This window comes from Dorea sp. OM07-5 (genome assembly GCF_003481355.1).
Classification (GTDB): Bacteria; Bacillota; Clostridia; order Lachnospirales; family Lachnospiraceae; genus Dorea_D; species Dorea_D hominis.
The window spans coordinates 45,035-65,942 of record NZ_QUKZ01000005.1 but is presented as its reverse complement, the minus strand read 5'-3'; the positions used below and the strand labels follow the sequence as shown (position 1 = coordinate 65,942).

The following is a 20,908-nucleotide window of genomic DNA, read 5'->3' as shown; positions in this document are numbered from 1 at the left end:
TCAAAGATAAAGGAGCAAGAATATGCTATTAGACAGGCTGGGGAAAGAGCTTTTGTTTTTTGATGGAGGAACAGGAACTCTTTTGCAGGAAAATGGATTAAAACCGGGAGAACTTCCGGAAACATGGAGCATTGAGCATCCAGATACAATGGTTCAGATTCATAAAAAATATTATGAATCTGGAAGCGATATTGTACTGAGTAATACATTTGGCGCAAATGCATTGAAGTTTCACGATTCGCAGTATTCACTGGAAGCGATTGTGAATGCTTCTGTTGCAAATTTAAAGAAAGCGGCAGAAGAAGGTGTTACGGATGGAAGAGAAGTGTATGCAGCACTTGATATCGGACCGACCGGTAAATTATTAAAACCAATGGGAGATCTGGACTTTGAGGATGCCTATAATGCATTTAAAGAAGTTGCCATTTATGGAGAAAAAGCCGGTGCAGACCTGATCCACATTGAGACAATGAGCGATACTTATGAGGTGAAAGCGGCAATACTGGCTGCAAAAGAGAATACATCACTACCTGTATTTGCAACGATGATCTTTGATGAAAAAGGAAAACTTCTCACAGGTGGAGATGTTCCGTCTGTAGTTGCGATGCTGGAAGGGCTCCGCGTAGATGCACTCGGTATTAACTGTGGTATGGGACCGGAACAGATGATGCCGATCCTTGATGAGATTTTAAAATATACTTCCGTTCCGGTCATTGTCAAGCCTAACGCCGGACTTCCGAAACAGAAGGACGGAGAAGTTTATTATGATGTAGATCCGGAAGAATTTTCCGAATATATGATAAAGATTGTTGAGAAAGGAGCTGCTGTGATCGGAGGCTGTTGCGGTACAACACCGGAGCATATCCGTCAGATGATTGCAAGCGTGAAAGCATCCGATGCATGGAGCAGAAGAAAACTGCCGGAAGTTTGTGAGAGAACGATCGTATCTTCCTACGGAAAAGCAGCATTTTTAGGTGAGAAGCCGCTGATCATCGGAGAGCGTATCAATCCAACCGGTAAGAAAAAGTTTAAACAGGCGCTCAAAGATCACGACATGGATTATATTCTGCGTGAAGCGATTTCCCAGCAGGATCATGGAGCACATATCCTGGATGTCAATGTCGGACTTCCGGATATTGATGAAGTAGAGATGATGTGTGAAGTTGTCATGAACCTGCAGAGTATTACAAGCCTGCCACTTCAAATCGATACAGTTGACCAGCAGGCAATGGAAGCCGCTATGCGTATCTATAACGGAAAACCGATGGTAAACTCCGTGAATGGAAAGCAGGAGTCCATGGATCAGGTATTCCCGCTGATCAAAAAGTATGGCGGAGCAGTAGTAGCGCTGACAATCGATGAAGACGGGATTCCACAAACAGTTGAAAAACGTGTGGAGATTGCCGGAAAGATCATTACAGAAGCAGCAAAATATGGCATCCCGAAGAAAGATATTGTTGTCGATGTTCTTACAATGACGATCAGTTCAGAACCGGAAGGCGCCCGGATCACATTGGAATCTCTGAGAAAAGTCAGGGAGATATATGGAGTCTGTACGGTGCTTGGAGTATCGAATATTTCATTCGGACTTCCATACCGCCCGGCAGTCAATTCCAATTTCTACACAATGGCAATGCAGAACGGTCTGAGTGCAGGAATTATCAATCCTCTGTCAGAAGATATGATGCGTTCATACTATTCTTATTGTGCATTGATGAATTATGATGAGAACTGTGAAGAATATATCAGACAATACGGAAGCGTAAAGGCAGACAAACCTGTTGCCAAAGATACGCAGATTACGCTCAAGAGTGCAATTGAAAAAGGCTTAAAAGAAGAAGCGCATCATGCAGCCTATGAGCTTGTAAAGACGATGGCACCGCTTGATATTATCAATGAGGAGATGATTCCGGCTTTAGACGGAGTTGGAAAAGGATTTGAAAAAGGTACGGTATTCCTTCCGCAGCTTTTGATGAGTGCAGATGCCGCTAAGATTGCATTTGCGGTATTGAAGGATGAACTGGCAAAGAGCGGCACAGAAGAAGAGGAAAAAGACAAGATCATTCTTGCAACTGTAAAAGGAGATATTCACGATATAGGCAAGAATATCGTGAAAGTACTTCTTGAAAATTACAGCTTTGATGTTCTGGATCTTGGAAAAGATGTACCGCCGGAATTGATTGTTGAGACAGCAGTAAAAGAAGATATTAAACTGGTTGGATTAAGTGCGCTTATGACGACAACTGTAGTCAGCATGGAAGAAACGATCAGACAGCTCAACAAAGAAAAGCCGGATTGTAAAGTTATGGTAGGCGGTGCAGTCCTAAATCAGGATTATGCAGACCAGATCCATGCAGATTTCTATGGAAAAGATGCAATGCAATCCGTATACTATGCACAGAAAGTATTCGGACGGGAATAGACAGATAAGAAGATTCATAACAATAGAGCAAACATAAAACAAGTCACAACTAGGAGGAAGAAACATGGCATTAATATTACCTGAAAAATATGACCCTCATCTTTCGGTAAGAGAGACGCAGGAAGCAATCAAGTACATTCGCGACACCTTTCAGAAAGAATTTGGAAAAGAGATGAATCTGGAAAGAATTTCAGCGCCTCTTTTCGTTACGAAGAAGAGCGGACTGAATGACAATTTGAATGGTGTGGAGCGTCCGGTACAGTTTGATATTGCAGGGATTAAAGGAGAAGAAGTAGAAGTTGTACAGTCTCTTGCAAAATGGAAACGTATGGCCCTTCATGAATATGGCTTCAAACCAGGCGAAGGACTTTATACAAATATGAATGCAATCCGCCGCGATGAAGAACTGGATAATCTTCATTCCTGTTATGTTGACCAGTGGGACTGGGAGAAAGTAATTACAAAAGAAGAGCGTACAGTTGAGACATTAAAAGATACCGTGCGTACAATTTTCAAAGTGATCAAACATATGGAGCATGAAGTATGGTATAAGTATCCACAGGCAGTGAAACATCTGCCGGACGGAGTGACGTTTATCACTTCTCAGGAGCTGGAAGATCGTTATCCGGATAAGACACCAAAAGAACGAGAAAATCTGATTACGAAAGAATACGGTTGTGTATTTGTTATGCAGATCGGTGACAAGCTGGCAAGCGGGGAGCCGCATGATGGTCGTGCACCGGATTATGATGACTGGCAGTTAAATGGAGATATCCTATTTTGGTTTGAAAATCTGAACTGTGCACTGGAGATTTCCAGCATGGGTATCCGTGTAGATGAGAAATCTCTTGCAGAACAACTAAAAAAAGCCGGATGCGAGGAACGCAAAGAACTGCCGTATCATAAGATGCTTTTAAATGGAGAATTGCCGTATACGATCGGTGGAGGTATCGGTCAGTCAAGACTTTGTATGCTGCTTCTGGATCGTGCCCATGTCGGAGAGGTTCAGGCAAGTATCTGGCCGGAAGAAATGAAAAAGACATGCAAAGAGCATAATATCGTATTACTGTAAGTTGTATTTAATTCTGTACATGCGGGAATATTGACACTGTATTAACGATTTTTTATACTTAAAGGAGTTTATGAGAAATCCTATTAGGAAAGAGAATCAGGAGGATGTGTCAATATGATCAGAGGATTAGATACGACAGTCAAACGTTTGAGACGGAAAGTATTCGAAGAAGTTGCAAGACTTGGCTTCGAGGCAAATGATGAGACGCTTTGTGACGACATGGAAGCAATTCCATATGCTATGGTGAATGAAGAAAGCCCTGTTTACAGGGACAGCATTTACAGAGCCAGAGCAGTTGTCAGGGAGCGTCTTCGTCTTGCTATGGGATTGTCACTCCGTCCGGAGAACAAACCGGTTCATCTGACTGCCGGTGTGGAGGCGAGTAATATTTCGGATAAATACTATGAGCCGCCGCTTATGCAGGTCATACCGTCAGCGTGTGCAGCATGTGAGGAACGTGGATATGAAGTGAGCAATATGTGTAAGGGCTGTCTGGCACATCCGTGTATGGAAGTCTGTCCGAAGAGTGCGATTTCCATGGTAAATGGTAAATCTCACATTGACCAGGAAAAATGCATCAAGTGTGGAAAATGCAAATCCGCCTGTCCGTATGACGCAATCTCCTGTAAGGCAAGACCTTGCAAAATGGCATGTGGTGTAGGAGCAATTGAGTCAGATGCTATGGGAAGAGCTTACATTAACAATGATAAATGCGTATCCTGTGGAATGTGTATGGTAAACTGTCCGTTTGGTGCGATTTCTGATAAATCGCAGATTTTCCAGTTAGCGCATGCACTGAAAGATGGTGAAGAGATTGTTGCCGAGATTGCTCCGGCATATGCAGGACAGTTTGGAGATAATATCACGCCGAGAAATCTAAAAGCGGCACTCAAGGAACTTGGTTTCTCGGAATTTTATGAAGTTGCACTTGGGGCAGATATTGGTGCAGTTGCGGAGGCGCATCATTATGTGGAAAAAGTTGTGACAGGAGAACTGCCGTTCCTTCTTACATCTTGCTGTCCGTCATGGGCGATGCTTGCTAAGAAGTATTTTCCGGACCTCATTGATCAGGTATCACAGGAGTTAACGCCGATGGTTGCGACTGCACGTACGATCAAGCAGAAGCATCCGAATGCCAAAGTGGTATTCATTGGACCGTGTGCGGCAAAGAAGCTGGAAGCGATGCGCCGGGATGTGCGAAGTGATGTGGATTTTGTTATTACATTTGAAGAACTGCAGGCAATGTTCGATGCTAAGAATATTGACCTGACACAGTATGAAGCAGAATCGTCTTTCCATGATGCGACCGGAGCAGGAAGAGGGTATGCAGTAGCAGGAGGCGTTGCAGAGGCAATCGAGAAATGTATCCATGAGTATTATCCGGATGTAGAAGTAAATATCGAACATGCGGAAGGACTGGCTGAGTGTAAGAAGATGCTTGCTCTTGCAAAAGCAGGACGCATGAACGGATGTCTGATCGAAGGAATGGGATGCCCAGGAGGATGCGTGGCAGGTGCAGGAACAAATATTCCGGTTCCGAAAGCGCAGAAGAATATCAAAGAATTTGTAAAAGCATCCACGAAAAAACTTCCGCCAAAAGAATTGGCAGAGATTGAATTAAAGTAAAAAAGAAGAAATGTGCAAAGATGCCTGTCGTTGACAAACGGCGGGTATCTTATTATAATTAGGAGATAGTGAGTTTGGAGGAGGAAATTATGCAAAAATACGGAGTAAATGAATTACGTAGAATGTTCCTTGAATTTTTTGAAAGTAAAGGACATCTGGCTATGAAAAGCTTTTCACTGGTGCCGCACAATGACAAGAGTCTGTTGCTTATCAATTCCGGTATGGCGCCGTTAAAACCATATTTTACAGGACAGGAGATTCCACCAAGAAAGAGAGTGACAACCTGTCAGAAGTGTATCCGTACAGGAGATATCGAGAATGTAGGAAAGACTGCAAGACACGGTACTTTCTTCGAGATGCTTGGTAACTTTTCGTTTGGAGATTATTTTAAACACGATGCAATTCACTGGACATGGGAGTTTTTGACAGAAGTTGTAGGTCTTGATCCGGATCGTCTGTATCCATCTGTTTATCTTGAGGACGATGAAGCGTGGAAGATCTGGAATGAAGAGATTGGGATTGCACCGGAGAGAATCTTCAAGTTTGGCAAGGAAGATAACTTCTGGGAGCATGGTTCAGGTCCTTGTGGTCCATGTTCAGAAGTATATTACGACCGCGGTGAGAAATATGGTTGCGGACGTCCGGATTGTACAGTAGGATGTGAATGTGATCGGTACATGGAAATCTGGAATAACGTATTTACACAGTTTGACAATGACGGACACAACAACTACACAGAACTTGAACAGAAGAATATTGATACCGGTATGGGACTGGAGCGTCTTGCATGTATTGTGCAGAATGTAGATTCTATGTTTGATATCGATACAATGAAAGCACTGCGCGACCATGTATGCCGCATTACAGGTGTATCTTATGGAACAAGCGATGAGACAGATGTTTCTCTCCGTGTTATCACGGATCATATCCGTTCTGTCACGTTTATGATCTCTGACGGAATTATGCCGTCCAACAGTGGAAGAGGTTATGTGCTGCGGCGTCTGTTGCGTCGTGCCTGCCGTCATGGACGACTGCTTGGCATTGAGAGAGCATTCCTCGTAGAACTGGCACAGACTGTTATCGATGGTTCCAAGGATGGATATCCGGAACTGGAAGAGAAAAAAGACTTTATTTTCAATGTCATTGCAAAAGAAGAAGCGCAGTTTAACAAGACGATCGATCAGGGACTGTCTATTCTTGCTGACATGGAAGCAGATATGAAAGCAGAAGGTACAACCGTACTTTCCGGAGAGAATGCATTCAAGCTTTATGATACTTATGGATTCCCGGTGGATCTGACAAGTGAGATCCTGGAGGAAAAGGGACTGACATATGATAAAGAAGGCTTTGAAAAAGCACAGAAAGAACAGCGCGCGAAGTCCGAAGGAACTTTTGGAACACACAGTTACAGTGGTACAGACGCAAGCGTTTATGATGCGCTTGATCCGGAACTGACAACAGAATTTGTCGGATATGACAATATGGAAGCAGAGTCAGAAGTTACAGCACTTACAAATGAAGAAGAGATTGTAGATGCACTCTCTGACGGAGAAAAGGGAACGGTCATTGTAGCGAAGACTCCGTTCTACGCAACAAGCGGTGGACAGGAAGCTGATAAAGGTGTGATCCGCAGTGCAGACGGTGAATTTGTAGTAGAAGATGTTGTAAAACTTCTCGGTGGCAAATTCGGACATGTCGGTCATGTGACAAAAGGCATGATCAAATTCGGTGATAAAGTGACAATGGAGGTTGATCGTGAAAACCGTGCACTTGCTGCAAATAACCACAGTGCAACACATCTGTTACAGAAAGCACTCCGCATGGTGCTTGGAACACATGTAGAACAGGCTGGATCTCTGAACAATGCGAACAGACTTCGTTTTGACTTTACGCATTTTTCTGCTATGACAGAAGAACAGCTCAAAGAAGTAGAGGCAATCGTCAACAGAGAAATTCGTAATCATCTTCCGGTTGTTGTGCGCAACATGCCGATCGAGGAAGCAAAAAAGACAGGAGCAGCGGCTCTGTTTGGTGAAAAATACGGAGATATTGTACGTGTTGTCAGCATGGGAGATTTCTCTATTGAGTTCTGTGGTGGTACACATGTGGCAAATACCGGTGATATCATGGCATTTAAGATCCTTTCCGAGTCCGGTGTCGCAGCCGGTGTGCGCCGTATTGAAGCACTGACTTCCAAAGGACTGATGGAATATTACGAGGAACAGGAGCAGAAGCTTCACGAAGCTGCGAAGATGTTGAAGACAACTCCGGATAATATGGAAGAGAAGATCAGTCATCTGCAGGCTGAGAATAAGGCATTGAAGAGCGAAGTGGAGAGCCTGAAGGGCAAGCTTGCCAAAGATGCTATAGGTGATGTGATGAATCAGGTGACAGAAGTTGTCGGTGTGAAACTGCTCGCCGCAAAGGTAGAAGGCGTGGATATGAACGGACTCCGTGATCTTGGTGACCAGTTAAAAGACAAGCTTGGCGAAGGTGTTGTCGTGCTTGTATCGGCTACAGATGGTAAAGTCAGCCTGATGGCTATGGCTACCAAAGGAGCAATTGATAAAGGCGCACATGCAGGTAATCTGATCAAGGCTTGTGCATCATGCGTTGGAGGAGGTGGTGGTGGCCGCCCGAATATGGCCCAAGCTGGGGGCAAGAAGCCGGAAGGCATGAATGATGCACTCACAAAAGCGAAAGAAGTACTGGCTGAACAGCTTGCATAAGTGCACTTTAGAAGTATGAAAATACGCAGATAATAGTACAATAAAATACAATGAAAATAAAGAAAGATACATTTTCTACAAAAAAGTGAAAATGTATCTTTCTTTTTTATAGATAATAACTATAATGACTGTTGCAATTGCCTATAAATAACAGAAAAGTTAAAAAATAAACAATTATTGACAGATAATTTAAGGACTGTTACAATAAGCCTGTCAAAATAAAAGAAAAGTGATCGGGTGATGAACCTAAGAGAGATTATTAGCAATAAGTAATAGCGCCGAAGGGGCAAGAAGTAATTCGAAACTCTCAGGCAGAAGAATTGGGTTCGGACGAAGCTCTGAAAGAAAGCAGACAGGGAGGCAGGAAGTCCTGAAATAGGACATGTCTCTTATTTTTTTGCTCCGACAAACTTTTAACGGAACAAGACCCGCTGACAGAGCAGTTCATGATGAGAAAAAAGGAGGATTTTTATCATGGAATTAAAAACGCCACTCTATGATGCACATGTGAAGGCAGGAGGTAAGATCGTACCATTTGGAGGTTACCTTCTTCCGGTACAGTATGAAGCAGGTGTAATCAAAGAACATATGGCTGTTCGTACTCAGGCAGGACTATTTGATGTATCTCATATGGGAGAAGTTTTATGCGAAGGAAAGGATGCACTTGCAAATATCCAGATGATACTGACAAATAACTTTGACAATATGGTGGATGGACAGGCAAGATACAGTCCGATGTGTAATGAACATGGCGGAACAGTAGACGATCTGATTGTTTACAAACATTCCGATGATCATTACTTTATTGTTGTCAATGCAGCAAACAAAGATAAAGATTATCAGTGGATGTTAAATCATCAGTTTGGAGAAGTCAAATTTACAGACGTATCTGCTCAGTATGCACAACTTGCACTGCAGGGACCAAAAGCAATGGATATCTTAAGAAAGCTGACAGCAGAAGAGAACATTCCTCAGAAATACTACCATGCAGTATTCGACACAGAAGTAGCCGGAATCCCATGTATCATTTCCAAGACAGGATACACAGGTGAGGATGGAGTAGAATTATATCTGCCAAGCGAGTATGCAGAGAAGATGTGGGATACACTTCTTGAAAATGGAAAAGAAGAAGGACTTATCCCGTGTGGTCTTGGAGCAAGAGATACACTTCGCATGGAAGCAGCAATGCCACTTTACGGTCACGAGATGGATGATGATGTTTCACCGCTGGAGACAGGACTTGGATTCGCAGTGAAGATGAAAAAAGATGACTTCATCGGTAAGAAAGCTCTGGAAGAACATGCAGAACTAACGAGAAAGAGAGTAGGTCTGGAAGTTATTGGAAGAGGAATCATCCGTGAACATCAGGATGTATATGCAGACGGCAAAGTGATCGGACATACAACATCCGGTACAAAAGGTCCTTTCATTGACAAGGCTGTCGGAATGGCATTACTGGAAACTGACTATACAGATGTAGGAACAAAATTACAGGTAGATGTCAGAGGACGTATGGTTGATGTAGAAGTTGTAGCACTTCCGTTTTATAAGAGAGCAAAATAAATATAAGGATGCCAGGAAAAGGTCTGAAACCGAGGGTATCACAAACAGGGGCATATTATATCATAAAAGAAAAGGAGATTAAAACAATGGAATTAAGAGCAGAATTAAAGTATTCAAAATCACACGAGTGGATAAAAGAGGATGGAGACGTAAGCGTGATCGGATTAACAGATTATGCACAGTCTGAATTAGGAGATCTTGTATTTATAAACCTTCCGGAAGTTGGAGATGAAGTAACAGTCGGAGAAGCATTCGCAGATGTTGAGTCTGTAAAAGCAGTATCTGATGTATTCTCACCGGTTTCAGGTGTTGTAACAGAGATCAACGAAGAACTGTTAGATGCTCCGGAATCTATCAACGAAGCACCTTATGATGCATGGTTTGTAAAAGTTGGTGAAGTAAAAGAGACAGAAGAACTGTTAGATGCTGACGCATACAAAGCATTTGTAGAAAGCGAAGAGGCTTAATACATAAGAATGTGAAGAAAGGCGGTGGATAAAGAACATGGGTAGTTATGTTCCAAACACATTAGATGAGCGAAAAGCGATGCTGAATGAAATCGGATATGAGAGCATCGATGATTTATTCCGCCACATCCCGGAGCAGGTTAAGATCCAGGGCGGCTTAGATATTCCGGAAGGAATGTCAGAGATGGAAGTTCTGAAAAAGATGAAAGGAATCGCAAAGAAAAATAAAGTATTTCCGACAATCTTCCGTGGTGCAGGCGCATACAGACACTATATTCCGACTATGGTAAACAATGTCATTTCAAAAGAAAATTTACAGACTGCATATACACCGTATCAGGCAGAAATCAGTCAGGGAATTCTGCAATCCATTTTTGAGTATCAGACAATGATAGCGGATCTTACAGGAATGGATGTATCCAATGCATCTGTTTATGACGGAGCTACGGCAGCAGCAGAGGCGGTTGCAATGTGTGCTGACAGAAAACGTAAGAAAGCATTTGTTTCAGCAACAGTAATGCCAAGTGTGTTAGAAGTTATTAAAACATATTGCTTCGGTAACGAATTAGAAATCGAAGTAATTCCGGAAAAAGACGGAGTGACAGATATTGCTTATCTGAAAGAACATATTGATAAACAGGCAGCATGTGTGCTGATCCAGCATCCAAATTATTATGGAAGTTTGGAAGATGCACAGACAATCGGCGAAGTGGCACACGAGGCAGGCGCTAAATACGTTATGAGTGTGAATCCGATTTCTCTTGGAGCACTGAAGACACCAAGAGAGTATGGCGCAGATGTTGCAGTTGGCGACGGACAGCCACTCGGACTTCCAATTGCATTTGGCGGACCATATCTCGGCTTCATGACATGCGTGGAAAGTACGATGAGAAAGCTTCCTGGACGAGTTGTCGGAGAGACAGAAGATCACAACGGAAAGAAAGGCTATGTTCTGACATTACAGGCAAGAGAGCAGCATATCCGTCGTGAGAAAGCATCCAGCAACATCTGTTCAAACCAGGCACTTTGTGCACTTGCTGTTGGTGTATATCTTTCCTGCATGGGAAATGAAGGTGTGACAAAAGCAGCCGAGCAGAGCATGTCCAAAGCACATTACATGGCAGAGAAACTTGCGGGAGCAGGATTTAAGGTGGAAAACAAACAGAATTTCTTCCATGAATTTGTAACTGTATCAGATACACCTTCTGAAAAAGTACTGAAGGCACTGGAAGACGAAGACATCCTTGGTGGATATCCACTGGATGACAAGCGGATTCTCTGGTGCTGTACAGAGATGAACACAAAAGAAGAGATCGACAAAGCAGTATCGATCTTAAAGGAGGTGTAGTGGATGCTGATTTTTGAAAAAAGCAAAACAGGAAGGAAATGCCAGAACCTTCCGGAGTGCGATGTACCAGTCGTTACTTTAGATGCAAAAGATAAAAGAGAAGTGAAATTACATCTGCCGGAGCTTTCAGAGGGCGAGCTTAGCAGACATTACACAGAACTGGCAAAGAAATCACATGGTGTGAACGATGGATTCTATCCATTGGGATCCTGTACTATGAAATATAATCCGAGAGTTAATGAAGTGGCAGCAGGATTGGAAGGATTTACAGATATTCATCCGTTACAGCCGACAGAGACTGTGCAGGGATGTCTGGAAGTATTAAAAACACTGGAATCCTATCTGTGCGAGATCGCCGGAATGAAGCGTATGACTTTCCAACCGGCAGCAGGTGCGCATGGAGAGTTTACAGGACTTCTTCTGATCAAAGCATATCATAAAAGCCACGGAGATGAAAAACGTAAAAAGATTATCGTTCCTGATTCTGCACACGGAACGAACCCGGCAAGTGCTGCAATGGCAGGATTTTCAGTAGTGAGTGTTCCTTCAGGACCGGATGGATGCGTAGATATTGAAAAATTAAAAGAAATTGCAGGCGATGATGTAGCCGGGCTTATGCTTACAAACCCGAATACAGTAGGTCTGTTTGATAAGAATATTCTTGAGATTACAAAGATTATTCATGACTGTGGCGGACTCTGCTACTATGACGGAGCAAACTTAAATGCAGTTATGGGAACAGTAAGACCTGGAGATATGGGATTTGATGTTATTCATCTGAATCTTCATAAGACATTCTCAACTCCGCACGGTGGAGGCGGCCCGGGAAGTGGACCGGTAGGATGCAAGGAATTCCTTGTTCCATTCCTTCCATCGATTCTTGTAGAAGGTGAAGACAAACTGGTTGCTGTAAAAGAAAAAAACAGTATTGGTGAGATGAAGAACTTTTATGGAAATTTCCTTGTTGTAGTACGTGCCCTGGCTTATGTTATGACACTTGGAAAAGAAGGAATTCCGGAAGCAAGCAAGAATGCAGTTCTGAACGCTAATTATATGATGAATAAATTAAAAGATCTCTATACAATGGCTTATGATGAAGTGTGCATGCATGAATTTGTTATGAGTCTTGCAGATCTGAAAAAACAGACAGGTGTATCAGCAATGGATATTGCAAAAGGACTTCTCGACTTCGAAATCCATCCACCGACAATGTATTTCCCTCTGATCGTGGACGAAGCATTAATGGTTGAGCCTACAGAGACAGAGTCTAAAGAGACAATGGATGAGGCGATTGCAGTATTCCGCAAATTGTATGAGACTGCCGGTGAGGATGCAGAGAGTCTTCATAATGCTCCGATGACAACACCAGTAACAAGAATGGATGAAGTAGGAGCAGCAAGACATCCGATTCTTAGATATCAGTTTGAAGACTAATTAGAATGGCAGGAGAATAATAAAGTGGTTAATAAGTTAACATATATTGAGAGCGAGCAGTATAATCCTTATAAAAACCTGGCAGTGGAAGAATATCTTTTCTTCCACTGTCAAAAAGAAGAATGTATCTTATATCTGTGGCAGAATCAGCATACGGTTGTGATCGGCCGGAATCAGAATGCATGGGCAGAATGTCTGACAGAGAAGCTGGAAAATGAAGGTGGATATCTGGCAAGAAGATTATCCGGCGGCGGCGCAGTCTATCATGATCTTGGTAATCTGAATTTTACTTTCCTTGTAAATGAAGAAAATTATAATGTAGACAGACAGCTTGAAGTTATTCAAAAAGCGGTAGCAAAGTTCGGTGTCTGTACTGAAAAATCCGGAAGAAATGATATTCTAATTAATGGAAGAAAATTTTCCGGAAATGCATTTTACAAAGAAGGTTCACGTTGCTATCATCATGGAACAATCATGTTGGATGTAAAACTGGATGAGATGTCAAAATATTTGACAGTATCCAAAGAAAAATTACAGTCCAAAGGTGTAAATTCTGTAAAATCCAGGGTAGTGAATATAAAAGAGCTGGTTCCGGATATTACAGTGGACCGCATGAAAGAAGCGCTCAGAGAAGCATTCGAAGAAGTATATGGCGGGCAGGCTGAAGTGCTGTCAATGGAAAAATTAGAACCGGCTGAGGTTAATAATATTACAGAACGTCTGGGTTCATGGAACTGGAAGTTTGGGCGTAAAATTCCGTTTAACGAGACACTTACACATCGGTTTAACTGGGGACAGATATCACTGGATATATGTGTGCAGGAAGGTAGGATTGCAGATATTATTGTGTATACAGATGCGTTAAAGCCGGCAATAGCAGAAGAAATTCCAAAATATTTAAAGGGAATCAAGTATAAAAAAGATAATATTTGTACAGAACTTGGGCTGTACTGGTCGGAAGATGACGGTGAAAACCAAATGATGAAAGACATTATTGCCTGGTTAAAAACCGTCGAATGGTAATCAGATTGTAGAGGAGATCGAGAACATGAGTGATAAATTTGATGTAATTGTTGTCGGAGGAGGACCGGGTGGCTATGTGGCTGCGATCAAGGCAGCAAAAGAAGGCATGCAGGTTGCGCTGGTAGAGAATGTCCGTGTTGGAGGGACATGCCTGAACCGCGGCTGTATTCCGGCAAAAGCAATGATTCATGCATCCTCTCTGTACAGAGAGATGAAGGAAGCAGAAAAATTTGGTGTGTCGGCATCCGATGTTTCTTTTAATTACAGTAAGATTCTGGAATACAAACAGGGAACAACCGATCAGCTTGTTCAGGGCATCGAGCAGCTCTTAAAAGCGAACGGAGTAACACTTGTATCCGGACACGGAACATTGCTTGGAAGTCATAGAGTACAGGTGGAAGGGGAAGAAATACAGGTACTTGAAGCTAGAAATATTATTCTTGCAGCAGGAAGTAAACCATTTATGCTTCCACTTCCTGGAATGGATCTTAAGGGGGTATTATCCAGTGATGAATTATTCAAGCTGGAAGAAATGCCGGAAAGTCTCGTAATTATTGGCGGTGGAGTTATCAGTGTCGAGTTCGCAACTGCATTTTCAGCACTCGGATGTAAAGTAACGATTCTTGAGGCAATGCCAAGACTTGTACCGAATATGGACAAAGAGATTTCACAGAGTCTTAAGATGTTGCTGAAAAAGAGAGGTATTGATGTGCATACATCTGCCGGCGTACAGTCCGTAGAGGAAAGAGACGGCGCATACGTTTGCAAATATACCGAAAAGGAGAAAGAATGTGAAGCATCTGCCCAGTATGTTCTCTGCGCAGTCGGACGTATTCCAAATACAGAAGGATTGTTTGCGGAAGATGCTGTGCCGGAGATGGAAAGAGGTAGAATTGTTGTAGATGAACATTTCAAGACCAGCATCCCGGGAGTATATGCGATCGGTGATCTGATCAAGGGAATGCAGTTAGCACATACAGCAAGTGCACAGGGGGTGGTTGTGATCGAATATTTGAACGGAAAAGATCCATCCATTGATTTGTCAGTTGTGCCGGGCTGTGTATATACAGAGCCAGAGATTGCTTCGGTAGGTATAACAGAGGATGATGCGAAGGCAGCGGAAATTCCGGTAAAAACAGGTAAGTTCATTATGAGCGCCAACGGAAAATCATTAATCACAAAAGAAGAGAGAAGTTTTATTAAAATTGTTGCAAAAGAAGAGACAGATGTTGTTCTTGGAGCACAGATGATGTGTGCACGTGCAACAGATATGATCGGCGAGATCGCAACAGCAGTTGCAAATAAAATGACAGTAGCGCAGCTGTTAAAAGGAATGCGCGCACATCCGACTTACAATGAAGGTATTGGGGAGGCACTGGAAGAGTTGGAAGGTGGAGCAATCCATATTGCACCAAAAAAGAAAAAATAAGATAAAAATTAACAGAAATTCATCCAAATAGAAGAAATTTAGTTGCAACAGACAGCACTTTAAAATATAATGAAAAAAGTGCCGAAAGCTGAATTTCCAATATCGTCTTCCGGCTATTGGGAAAATGCATAAAAAGGCAGGAGGAATGAAGGATGATGCTGGAGAAGAAAACAACAGAATTTTTGAATGTTCTTTCTTCTTCTGCACCCGTTCCGGGCGGCGGAGGAGCTTCCGCCGCTGTTGGTGCTTTTGGGGCTGCACTTGGCATGATGGTTGCCAATCTGACAGTCGGAAAGAAAAAGTATGCGGATGTAGAAGCAGAAATGATCGAGATATGTGGAAGATTAGAGAAGATCAGAGATCGTCTTATTGTGCTTACAGACGAGGATGCAAAAGCATTTGAACCATTGTCAAAAGCATATGGACTTCCGAAGAATACGCCGGAGGAGAAGGCGGAGAAAGAGCGGATCCTGGAGCAGGCTTTGTACGAGGCAAGTCTGACTCCGATGGAGATCATGAAAACAGTTCTGGAATCCATGAAACTTCTGGAGATACTGGGAGAGAAGGGCAGCCGCATCGCGATCAGTGATGTCGGTGTTGGAATCCTGTTTGCGCAGGCGGCACTGGAGGGTGCTTCACTGAATGTATTTATCAATACAGGTCTGATGAAGAACGCGGAACGTGCCTGCGAACTGAATGAAACTGCAAACCGGCTTATTGCAGAGGGGCAGGCATACAAAGAAAGAATTTATGCCGGTGTCTGTGTCCAGCTTAAAAGTTAATACGGAGGAGAAGGCTATGAGTACAGTAATGCTTGGAACAGAAGTTGCGAAGACCATGAAGGAAGAGCTGATTCGGGATGTGGAACTGTTAAAAGGAAAAGGAATCCATCCATGCCTTGCGATCATCCGTGTTGGCGCCAGAGGAGATGACCTTGCGTATGAAAGAAGCGCAAAAAAACGTATGGAAATGGTAGGAATTGACTGTAAGGTTGTAGAACTTCCGAAGACAATTTCACAGGAGAATTTCGAACGCGTATTTGCAGAAGTAAATGACGATCCGAAAGTAGATGGAATTTTATTATTCCGTCCATTGCCGGAAGGCCTGGATGAAGAACCGGTGAAGCTTATGATACATCCGGAGAAGGATGTGGACTGCATGAGTCCGTTCAACAGTGCGAGAGTATTTTTAGGTGAGACTGAAGGATATGCACCATGCACAGCACAGGCTGTTATGGAGATGCTTCGTCATTTCCACATAGATCTGACAGGAAAGAAAGCGACGATCGTGGGGCGCAGTATGGTGGTTGGAAAACCATTGGCTATGATGATGTTAAAAAATCATGCAACGATCACGGTATGTCATACAAGAACAAAAGATCTGAAAGAAGAATGTAGGAACGCAGATATTGTCGTTGCCTGTGCAGGAAAAGCAAAATTTATTACTGCAGATATGATAAAAGAAGGAGCTGTTGTGGTGGATGTAGGAATTAACATTGACGAAAACGGTAATATGTGCGGTGATGTAGATTATGAGAAGATAAAGGAGAAGGCTTCTTATATCAGCCCGGTTCCAAAAGGAGTGGGCAGTGTAACAACGTCCGTGCTTGCAAGCCACGTTGTAAGAAGTGCAAAAAACAGAATAGAATGAAAAACAGATGGGATGGGAGAAAAAAAGCTGTATGCGTTTTGTTGTTGCAACAGCAGTAAGTAATCTGGTTACAGTGCTCTTTGTCTCAACGTATGCTTTGAGCATGCTGTACGGAACATCATTTACTGCGCTGTTCATAAGTCGGATACCACAATATATTGTGACAACCGGTGTGTGTGCAGTGATTGCATTCAGTTTGTATTACAGTGTAGTAACAATGATGATGAAACAGCACCAGATGGCATAAAAAATTGGAAAGTTTTCCCAAAGTTAAAGAAAAACATTGACGTAAAGAAAATATGTGCTATAATCTTATGTAGTGCAATAAAAATACCCGATCAGTCGTATGATGCACAATATAGGACTGGAGGGGAGGTTAGGTGTGAGACTATGTCAAATGTAATCGTTAAAGAAAACGAAACGTTAGATAGCGCTTTACGCAGATTTAAAAGAAACTGCGCAAAGGCTGGTATTCAGCAGGAGATTCGTAAGAGAGAGCATTACGAAAAACCAAGCGTAAGACGTAAGAAAAAATCAGAAGCTGCAAGAAAGCGCAAATATAACTAATATGTGCAAAGCAAGGATGCTGTATCAGATGATACAGTGTCCTTTTTTGTTATAACGACGAGGAAAATGCGACATGCTTGCATGGCAGCATTTGACGACCGTTAATCAGCGGATAAAACTCGCGAAGCGTGTTTTATCGCTGTACACAGAAAATTCTATTTTCTGTGTAACAAAAATATATCTTGAAAGATATATAAAAATGCTCCGCAGGATGCGCACTCGCACGAAGCGGAAGATAAATTTATTATTAGGAGGAATGAGACAATGAGATTAAAAGATACAGGTTTATCAGCAAAGGAACTGAAAGCAATTGTCAACAAATACATGGTAGAAACTTACGAAAGATATGATTTTATCGCAGAACGTGCTGAAGGAATGTATATATATGACGAAGAGGGAAATGCATACCTTGATTTCTACGGTGGTGTTGCTGTAAACAGTGCAGGTAATAGAAATGCAAAAGTAGAAGCTGCAATCAAAGACCAGTTAGGTGACATTGTACATACATTTAATTATCCATATACAATCCCGCAGGCATTACTTGCAAAGAAAATCTGTGATACGATCGGAATGGATAAGATATTTTATCAAAACTCCGGAACAGAAGCAAATGAATGTATGATCAAGATGGCGAGAAAATATGGAACAGATAATTTCGGACCGGAAAGATATCATATCATCACAGCGAAAAATGGTTTCCACGGAAGAACTTACGGAGCAATGTCTGCAACCGGTCAGACAGACAATGCGATCCAGATGGGGTTCAAACCGATGCTTCCAGGATTTTCTTATGCAGAATATAACAATCTGGAAGATTTTGCTTCCAAAGTTACAAAAAATACAATCGCGATCATGATCGAACCTGTACAGGGCGAGGGTGGTGTACATCCTGCAACACAGGAATTTATTGAAGGACTCCGCAAATTATGTGATGATAACGATATGTTACTTCTGTTTGATGAAGTACAGACCGGATGGGGACGTACCGGAGCGCCGATGGCATACATGGGATATGGCGTAAAACCGGATGCAGTGTCCATGGCAAAAGCAATGGGTGGCGGAATGCCGATCGGAGCATGCTGCGCAACAAAAAAAGTTGCAAAAGCATTTACAGCAGGAACACACGGATCTACTTATGGCGGACACGCACTTGCTTGCGCATCAGCATATGCAGCAGTCAGTGAAATCCTGGACAACGATCTGAGTGGAAATGCAAAAGAAATGGGAGAATATATGAAAGAACAGCTTGCAAAACTTCCACATGTAAAAGAAGCAAGAGGACGTGGACTTCTTGTTGGATGTGAGTATGATATACCGATCGCACTGGAAGTAAAACATGGCTGCCTGGACCGCATGGCACTGATCACAGCGATCGGAGACAGCGTTAACCGTATGATCCCGCCGCTTATTGTTACAAAGAAACAGATTGATGAACTGATGATCATTATGAAAGCTGCCATTGCAGACGCAGCAGAAAAGTACGAAGAGCTGAAACTTGCAGGCTAAAATGCAAGTTTCAATTCCTGATACAGATGACCGATTGGAAGACCTACTACATTATTATAATCGCCATTGATAGATTTTACATGGATAGCAAAATCCCCCTGGATGCCGTAGGCACCCGCTTTATCCATTGGATCGCTGGTGGCGATATAAGACAGCAGATCTTCTCTCATAATCGGGTAGAATGTAACTTCTGTTTTTTCATAAAAAGTTCGTATTATTTTTCTGCCATTTTTCCAGATTAGAAGTGAAACACCTGTGTAGACCTGGTGGGTACGGTCGGCGAGCATAGAAAGCATATCCAATGCTTCCTGTTCATCGGCAGGTTTGCCAAGTATTTCATCTTTATAAGAAACAACAGTATCTGCTCCAATGACAGTAAAATCTTCGTCATGAATTTTGTGGTAAAGACTAAAAATATCTGCGGCTTTCTGATAAGCCAGTTCAGTAACAACATCAGCCGGTAATTCCTCGGTAATGACTTCTTCTTTGGAAGATGGCATGATTTCGAATGAAATGCCGGTTTTTCTGAGCAGTTCTTTTCTACGTGGAGAAGCAGAAGCTAAAATATATTTCATAAATAAAATTCCTTTCTTTGAAAATTCTTTCATATTATATCAGTTTTCCCTAAGAAAGTAAAAATCAATATTTTTTCTGTAGTTAATTACAGTACTGTTTGTATTTTCTGAAAAACCGAATGAAAAATGCTATTATATTATAAGAAAAATAGAAAGACCATATTGGAAGAAAAGCGTGTTGTGTTATAATAGCAAAATAGGAAACAGACAGGAGGAACATAGAAATGTATATCAGTGAAATTGTAACAACAGTACCGGAAAATGTCAGCGAGCGTGTGCCGCTGGAGCAGAAAGTGTATAAAGTATTTGACAAGCTTGGAATCCCATTTGAAAGAGTCGATAACGATCCGGCATCTTCCATGGAAGAGTGTAGGGATATCGGTAAAGTTCTTGGCGCACCGGTGCGGAAAGATGTGTTTTTGTGCAACCGGAAGAAGACTACATTTTTCCTTCTTGTAATGCCGGAGGAGAAAGACTTTGACGCGTCCTCATTCAGTAAAAAACTAGGCGTATCACATATGTCATTTGCTTCACCGGAGCATATGTGGGAGCATCTGGGAACAAAACCGGGATCTGCAAGTGTTGTCGGACTTTTGAATGATGAAGATGATTATGTACAGCTTATTCTTGATAAAGAGGTGGTTGAGGGCGAGTATTTTGTATGCAATACAGGAATCAATACGACGCATTTGAAGATTAAGACAGAAGATCTGTTGAAGAAATTTTTGCCGCATATTCATCATAGAGCTAAAATTGTTGATTTGTAAAAGGATGTGAGTATATGAATGACAGGATGCAGGAATTGAAATTATCCGACCTGAAAGAGAAGCTTGAAAACAGGAAACCGGGAGAACGGCTTGTATTTCGTGAAGTACAGCTGGAAAAAGGAGATTTAAGCGGAACGGATTTAAGTAATACGGATTTTACACTGTGTTCCTTTGATGGCGTGATGTTAAATAATGTAGATTTCCACTACAGCAGTGTGGAGAATGCGCTGTTTGACGGATGCTCCATGCACGGTGCAAATTTTGAAAATGCAAATATGAGGACCGCATCTTTCAGGTTCTGCGATATGAGTGACTGCAATATAAAAGGCGCAAACCTCTATGGGGCTGTGCTGGAAAATGCAGATCTTACAAATATACAGTCGGACGAAGCGACACAGTGGTTCCGTCTGCACTGCCCGGAGACGGGAGCATTTTTAGGATATAAGAAATGCGTTAATGACCGGATGGTACAGCTTCTGATTCCGGCAGATGCACTTCGCACGTCAGCAACAAAGCCGTCCTGCCGGTGCAACAAAGCCAAGGTCCTGACGATCAAGAGTTTCGATTTCAAAAAAAATTATGATGAGGCATGGTCTCTCGTAGATGAAAACTTTGAATATAAAAGAGGTGAGTGGGTGGAAGTAAAAGATTTTAACGAAGACCGGTGGATGGATTCCACAACCGGTATCCATTTCTGGATGACAAGAGAAGAAGCAGAGGCATATTAGAG

At 42.4% G+C, this 20,908-nt stretch carries 18 protein-coding genes and 1 riboswitch; of the genes, 17 read left to right on the top strand and 1 reads right to left on the bottom strand.

The window, feature by feature from the left end; all coding sequences use genetic code 11:
* Nucleotides 1-22 precede the first annotated feature (22 nt).
* From DXC04_RS06245 to DXC04_RS06170, 15 genes are all read left to right on the top strand, one after another.
* Nucleotides 23-2,422 (top strand): homocysteine S-methyltransferase family protein, encoded by a 2,400-nt coding sequence (locus DXC04_RS06245; RefSeq protein ID WP_118660453.1) that lies wholly within the window; start codon nucleotides 23-25, stop codon nucleotides 2,420-2,422.
* A 64-nt stretch (nucleotides 2,423-2,486) separates the two neighbouring features.
* On the top strand, nucleotides 2,487-3,494 hold the full coding sequence (asnA, locus tag DXC04_RS06240) for an aspartate--ammonia ligase (RefSeq protein WP_118288539.1): 1,008 nt from the start codon (nucleotides 2,487-2,489) through the stop codon (nucleotides 3,492-3,494).
* Between the two features lie 114 nt (nucleotides 3,495-3,608).
* Complete coding sequence (locus DXC04_RS06235; RefSeq protein WP_021859966.1) at nucleotides 3,609-5,120, top strand: 4Fe-4S dicluster domain-containing protein; 1,512 nt, start codon at nucleotides 3,609-3,611, stop codon at nucleotides 5,118-5,120.
* A gap of 89 nt (nucleotides 5,121-5,209) precedes the next feature.
* Nucleotides 5,210-7,849 carry an alanine--tRNA ligase gene (gene alaS / locus DXC04_RS06230; RefSeq protein WP_118660451.1) on the top strand — a complete coding sequence of 880 codons (2,640 nt, stop codon included), beginning with the start codon at nucleotides 5,210-5,212 and terminating at the stop codon, nucleotides 7,847-7,849.
* 237 nt (nucleotides 7,850-8,086) lie between these two features.
* Nucleotides 8,087-8,182, top strand: a riboswitch (glycine riboswitch).
* A 141-nt stretch (nucleotides 8,183-8,323) separates the two neighbouring features.
* Nucleotides 8,324-9,412: a glycine cleavage system aminomethyltransferase GcvT gene (gene gcvT, locus DXC04_RS06225; RefSeq protein WP_118660449.1), complete on the top strand. Its 1,089-nt coding sequence runs from the start codon at nucleotides 8,324-8,326 to the stop codon at nucleotides 9,410-9,412.
* A gap of 86 nt (nucleotides 9,413-9,498) precedes the next feature.
* Complete coding sequence (gene gcvH, locus DXC04_RS06220) at nucleotides 9,499-9,879, top strand: glycine cleavage system protein GcvH (protein WP_021859963.1); 381 nt, start codon at nucleotides 9,499-9,501, stop codon at nucleotides 9,877-9,879.
* Between the two features lie 37 nt (nucleotides 9,880-9,916).
* Entirely contained in the window at nucleotides 9,917-11,227 is a 1,311-nt protein-coding gene (gene gcvPA, locus DXC04_RS06215; protein ID WP_118660447.1) for an aminomethyl-transferring glycine dehydrogenase subunit GcvPA, read from the top strand.
* A gap of 3 nt (nucleotides 11,228-11,230) precedes the next feature.
* Entirely contained in the window at nucleotides 11,231-12,661 is a 1,431-nt protein-coding gene (gene gcvPB / locus DXC04_RS06210; RefSeq protein WP_118660445.1) for an aminomethyl-transferring glycine dehydrogenase subunit GcvPB, read from the top strand.
* 24 nt (nucleotides 12,662-12,685) lie between these two features.
* Nucleotides 12,686-13,684, top strand: a complete 999-nt coding sequence (locus DXC04_RS06205; RefSeq protein ID WP_118660443.1) for a lipoate--protein ligase — start codon at nucleotides 12,686-12,688, stop codon at nucleotides 13,682-13,684.
* Between the two features lie 25 nt (nucleotides 13,685-13,709).
* Nucleotides 13,710-15,113, top strand: a complete 1,404-nt coding sequence (gene lpdA / locus DXC04_RS06200; protein ID WP_118660441.1) for a dihydrolipoyl dehydrogenase — start codon at nucleotides 13,710-13,712, stop codon at nucleotides 15,111-15,113.
* Nucleotides 15,114-15,268: 155 nt separating this feature from the next.
* Nucleotides 15,269-15,895 carry a cyclodeaminase/cyclohydrolase family protein gene (locus DXC04_RS06195; RefSeq protein ID WP_117537412.1) on the top strand — a complete coding sequence of 209 codons (627 nt, stop codon included), beginning with the start codon at nucleotides 15,269-15,271 and terminating at the stop codon, nucleotides 15,893-15,895.
* Between the two features lie 16 nt (nucleotides 15,896-15,911).
* Nucleotides 15,912-16,763 (top strand): bifunctional 5,10-methylenetetrahydrofolate dehydrogenase/5,10-methenyltetrahydrofolate cyclohydrolase, encoded by an 852-nt coding sequence (locus tag DXC04_RS06190; protein ID WP_118660439.1) that lies wholly within the window; start codon nucleotides 15,912-15,914, stop codon nucleotides 16,761-16,763.
* Between the two features lie 7 nt (nucleotides 16,764-16,770).
* On the top strand, nucleotides 16,771-17,010 hold the full coding sequence (locus DXC04_RS06185) for a hypothetical protein (RefSeq protein ID WP_117537286.1): 240 nt from the start codon (nucleotides 16,771-16,773) through the stop codon (nucleotides 17,008-17,010).
* Between the two features lie 143 nt (nucleotides 17,011-17,153).
* Nucleotides 17,154-17,330: a 30S ribosomal protein S21 gene (gene rpsU, locus DXC04_RS06180; protein ID WP_004054229.1), complete on the top strand. Its 177-nt coding sequence runs from the start codon at nucleotides 17,154-17,156 to the stop codon at nucleotides 17,328-17,330.
* 264 nt (nucleotides 17,331-17,594) lie between these two features.
* On the top strand, nucleotides 17,595-18,836 hold the full coding sequence (locus DXC04_RS06170) for an aspartate aminotransferase family protein (protein WP_021859955.1): 1,242 nt from the start codon (nucleotides 17,595-17,597) through the stop codon (nucleotides 18,834-18,836).
* Here the strand turns inward: DXC04_RS06170 and DXC04_RS06165 are convergent.
* A complete protein-coding gene (locus DXC04_RS06165; RefSeq protein ID WP_118660574.1) occupies nucleotides 18,833-19,411 on the bottom strand; it encodes a Maf family protein in 579 nt (192 codons plus the stop codon). The two genes, DXC04_RS06170 and DXC04_RS06165, sit on opposite strands and share 4 nt — an antisense overlap.
* Before the next feature lie 224 nt (nucleotides 19,412-19,635).
* On the opposite strand from DXC04_RS06165, the gene DXC04_RS06160 reads away from it, so the two are divergent.
* Together DXC04_RS06160 and DXC04_RS06155 are read left to right on the top strand one after the other, a co-directional pair.
* On the top strand, nucleotides 19,636-20,178 hold the full coding sequence (locus tag DXC04_RS06160; protein ID WP_118660435.1) for a prolyl-tRNA synthetase associated domain-containing protein: 543 nt from the start codon (nucleotides 19,636-19,638) through the stop codon (nucleotides 20,176-20,178).
* A gap of 14 nt (nucleotides 20,179-20,192) precedes the next feature.
* A complete protein-coding gene (locus DXC04_RS06155; RefSeq protein WP_243112113.1) occupies nucleotides 20,193-20,906 on the top strand; it encodes a pentapeptide repeat-containing protein in 714 nt (237 codons plus the stop codon).
* Nucleotides 20,907-20,908 lie beyond the last annotated feature (2 nt).

Coding starts and splice junctions, on each gene's coding strand:
- DXC04_RS06190 (WP_118660439.1), top strand. CDS start 15,912: ATGAGTACAGTAATGCTTGGAACAGAAGTTGCGAAGACCATGAAGGAA.
- gcvPA (WP_118660447.1), top strand. CDS start 9,917: ATGGGTAGTTATGTTCCAAACACATTAGATGAGCGAAAAGCGATGCTG.
- gcvH (WP_021859963.1), top strand. CDS start 9,499: ATGGAATTAAGAGCAGAATTAAAGTATTCAAAATCACACGAGTGGATA.
- rpsU (WP_004054229.1), top strand. CDS start 17,154: ATGTCAAATGTAATCGTTAAAGAAAACGAAACGTTAGATAGCGCTTTA.
- DXC04_RS06155 (WP_243112113.1), top strand. CDS start 20,193: ATGAATGACAGGATGCAGGAATTGAAATTATCCGACCTGAAAGAGAAG.
- gcvT (WP_118660449.1), top strand. CDS start 8,324: ATGGAATTAAAAACGCCACTCTATGATGCACATGTGAAGGCAGGAGGT.
- DXC04_RS06235 (WP_021859966.1), top strand. CDS start 3,609: ATGATCAGAGGATTAGATACGACAGTCAAACGTTTGAGACGGAAAGTA.
- gcvPB (WP_118660445.1), top strand. CDS start 11,231: ATGCTGATTTTTGAAAAAAGCAAAACAGGAAGGAAATGCCAGAACCTT.
- alaS (WP_118660451.1), top strand. CDS start 5,210: ATGCAAAAATACGGAGTAAATGAATTACGTAGAATGTTCCTTGAATTT.
- asnA (WP_118288539.1), top strand. CDS start 2,487: ATGGCATTAATATTACCTGAAAAATATGACCCTCATCTTTCGGTAAGA.
- DXC04_RS06160 (WP_118660435.1), top strand. CDS start 19,636: ATGTATATCAGTGAAATTGTAACAACAGTACCGGAAAATGTCAGCGAG.
- DXC04_RS06185 (WP_117537286.1), top strand. CDS start 16,771: ATGGGATGGGAGAAAAAAAGCTGTATGCGTTTTGTTGTTGCAACAGCA.
- lpdA (WP_118660441.1), top strand. CDS start 13,710: ATGAGTGATAAATTTGATGTAATTGTTGTCGGAGGAGGACCGGGTGGC.
- DXC04_RS06195 (WP_117537412.1), top strand. CDS start 15,269: ATGCTGGAGAAGAAAACAACAGAATTTTTGAATGTTCTTTCTTCTTCT.
- DXC04_RS06170 (WP_021859955.1), top strand. CDS start 17,595: ATGAGATTAAAAGATACAGGTTTATCAGCAAAGGAACTGAAAGCAATT.
- DXC04_RS06165 (WP_118660574.1), bottom strand. CDS start 19,411: ATGAAATATATTTTAGCTTCTGCTTCTCCACGTAGAAAAGAACTGCTC.
- DXC04_RS06245 (WP_118660453.1), top strand. CDS start 23: ATGCTATTAGACAGGCTGGGGAAAGAGCTTTTGTTTTTTGATGGAGGA.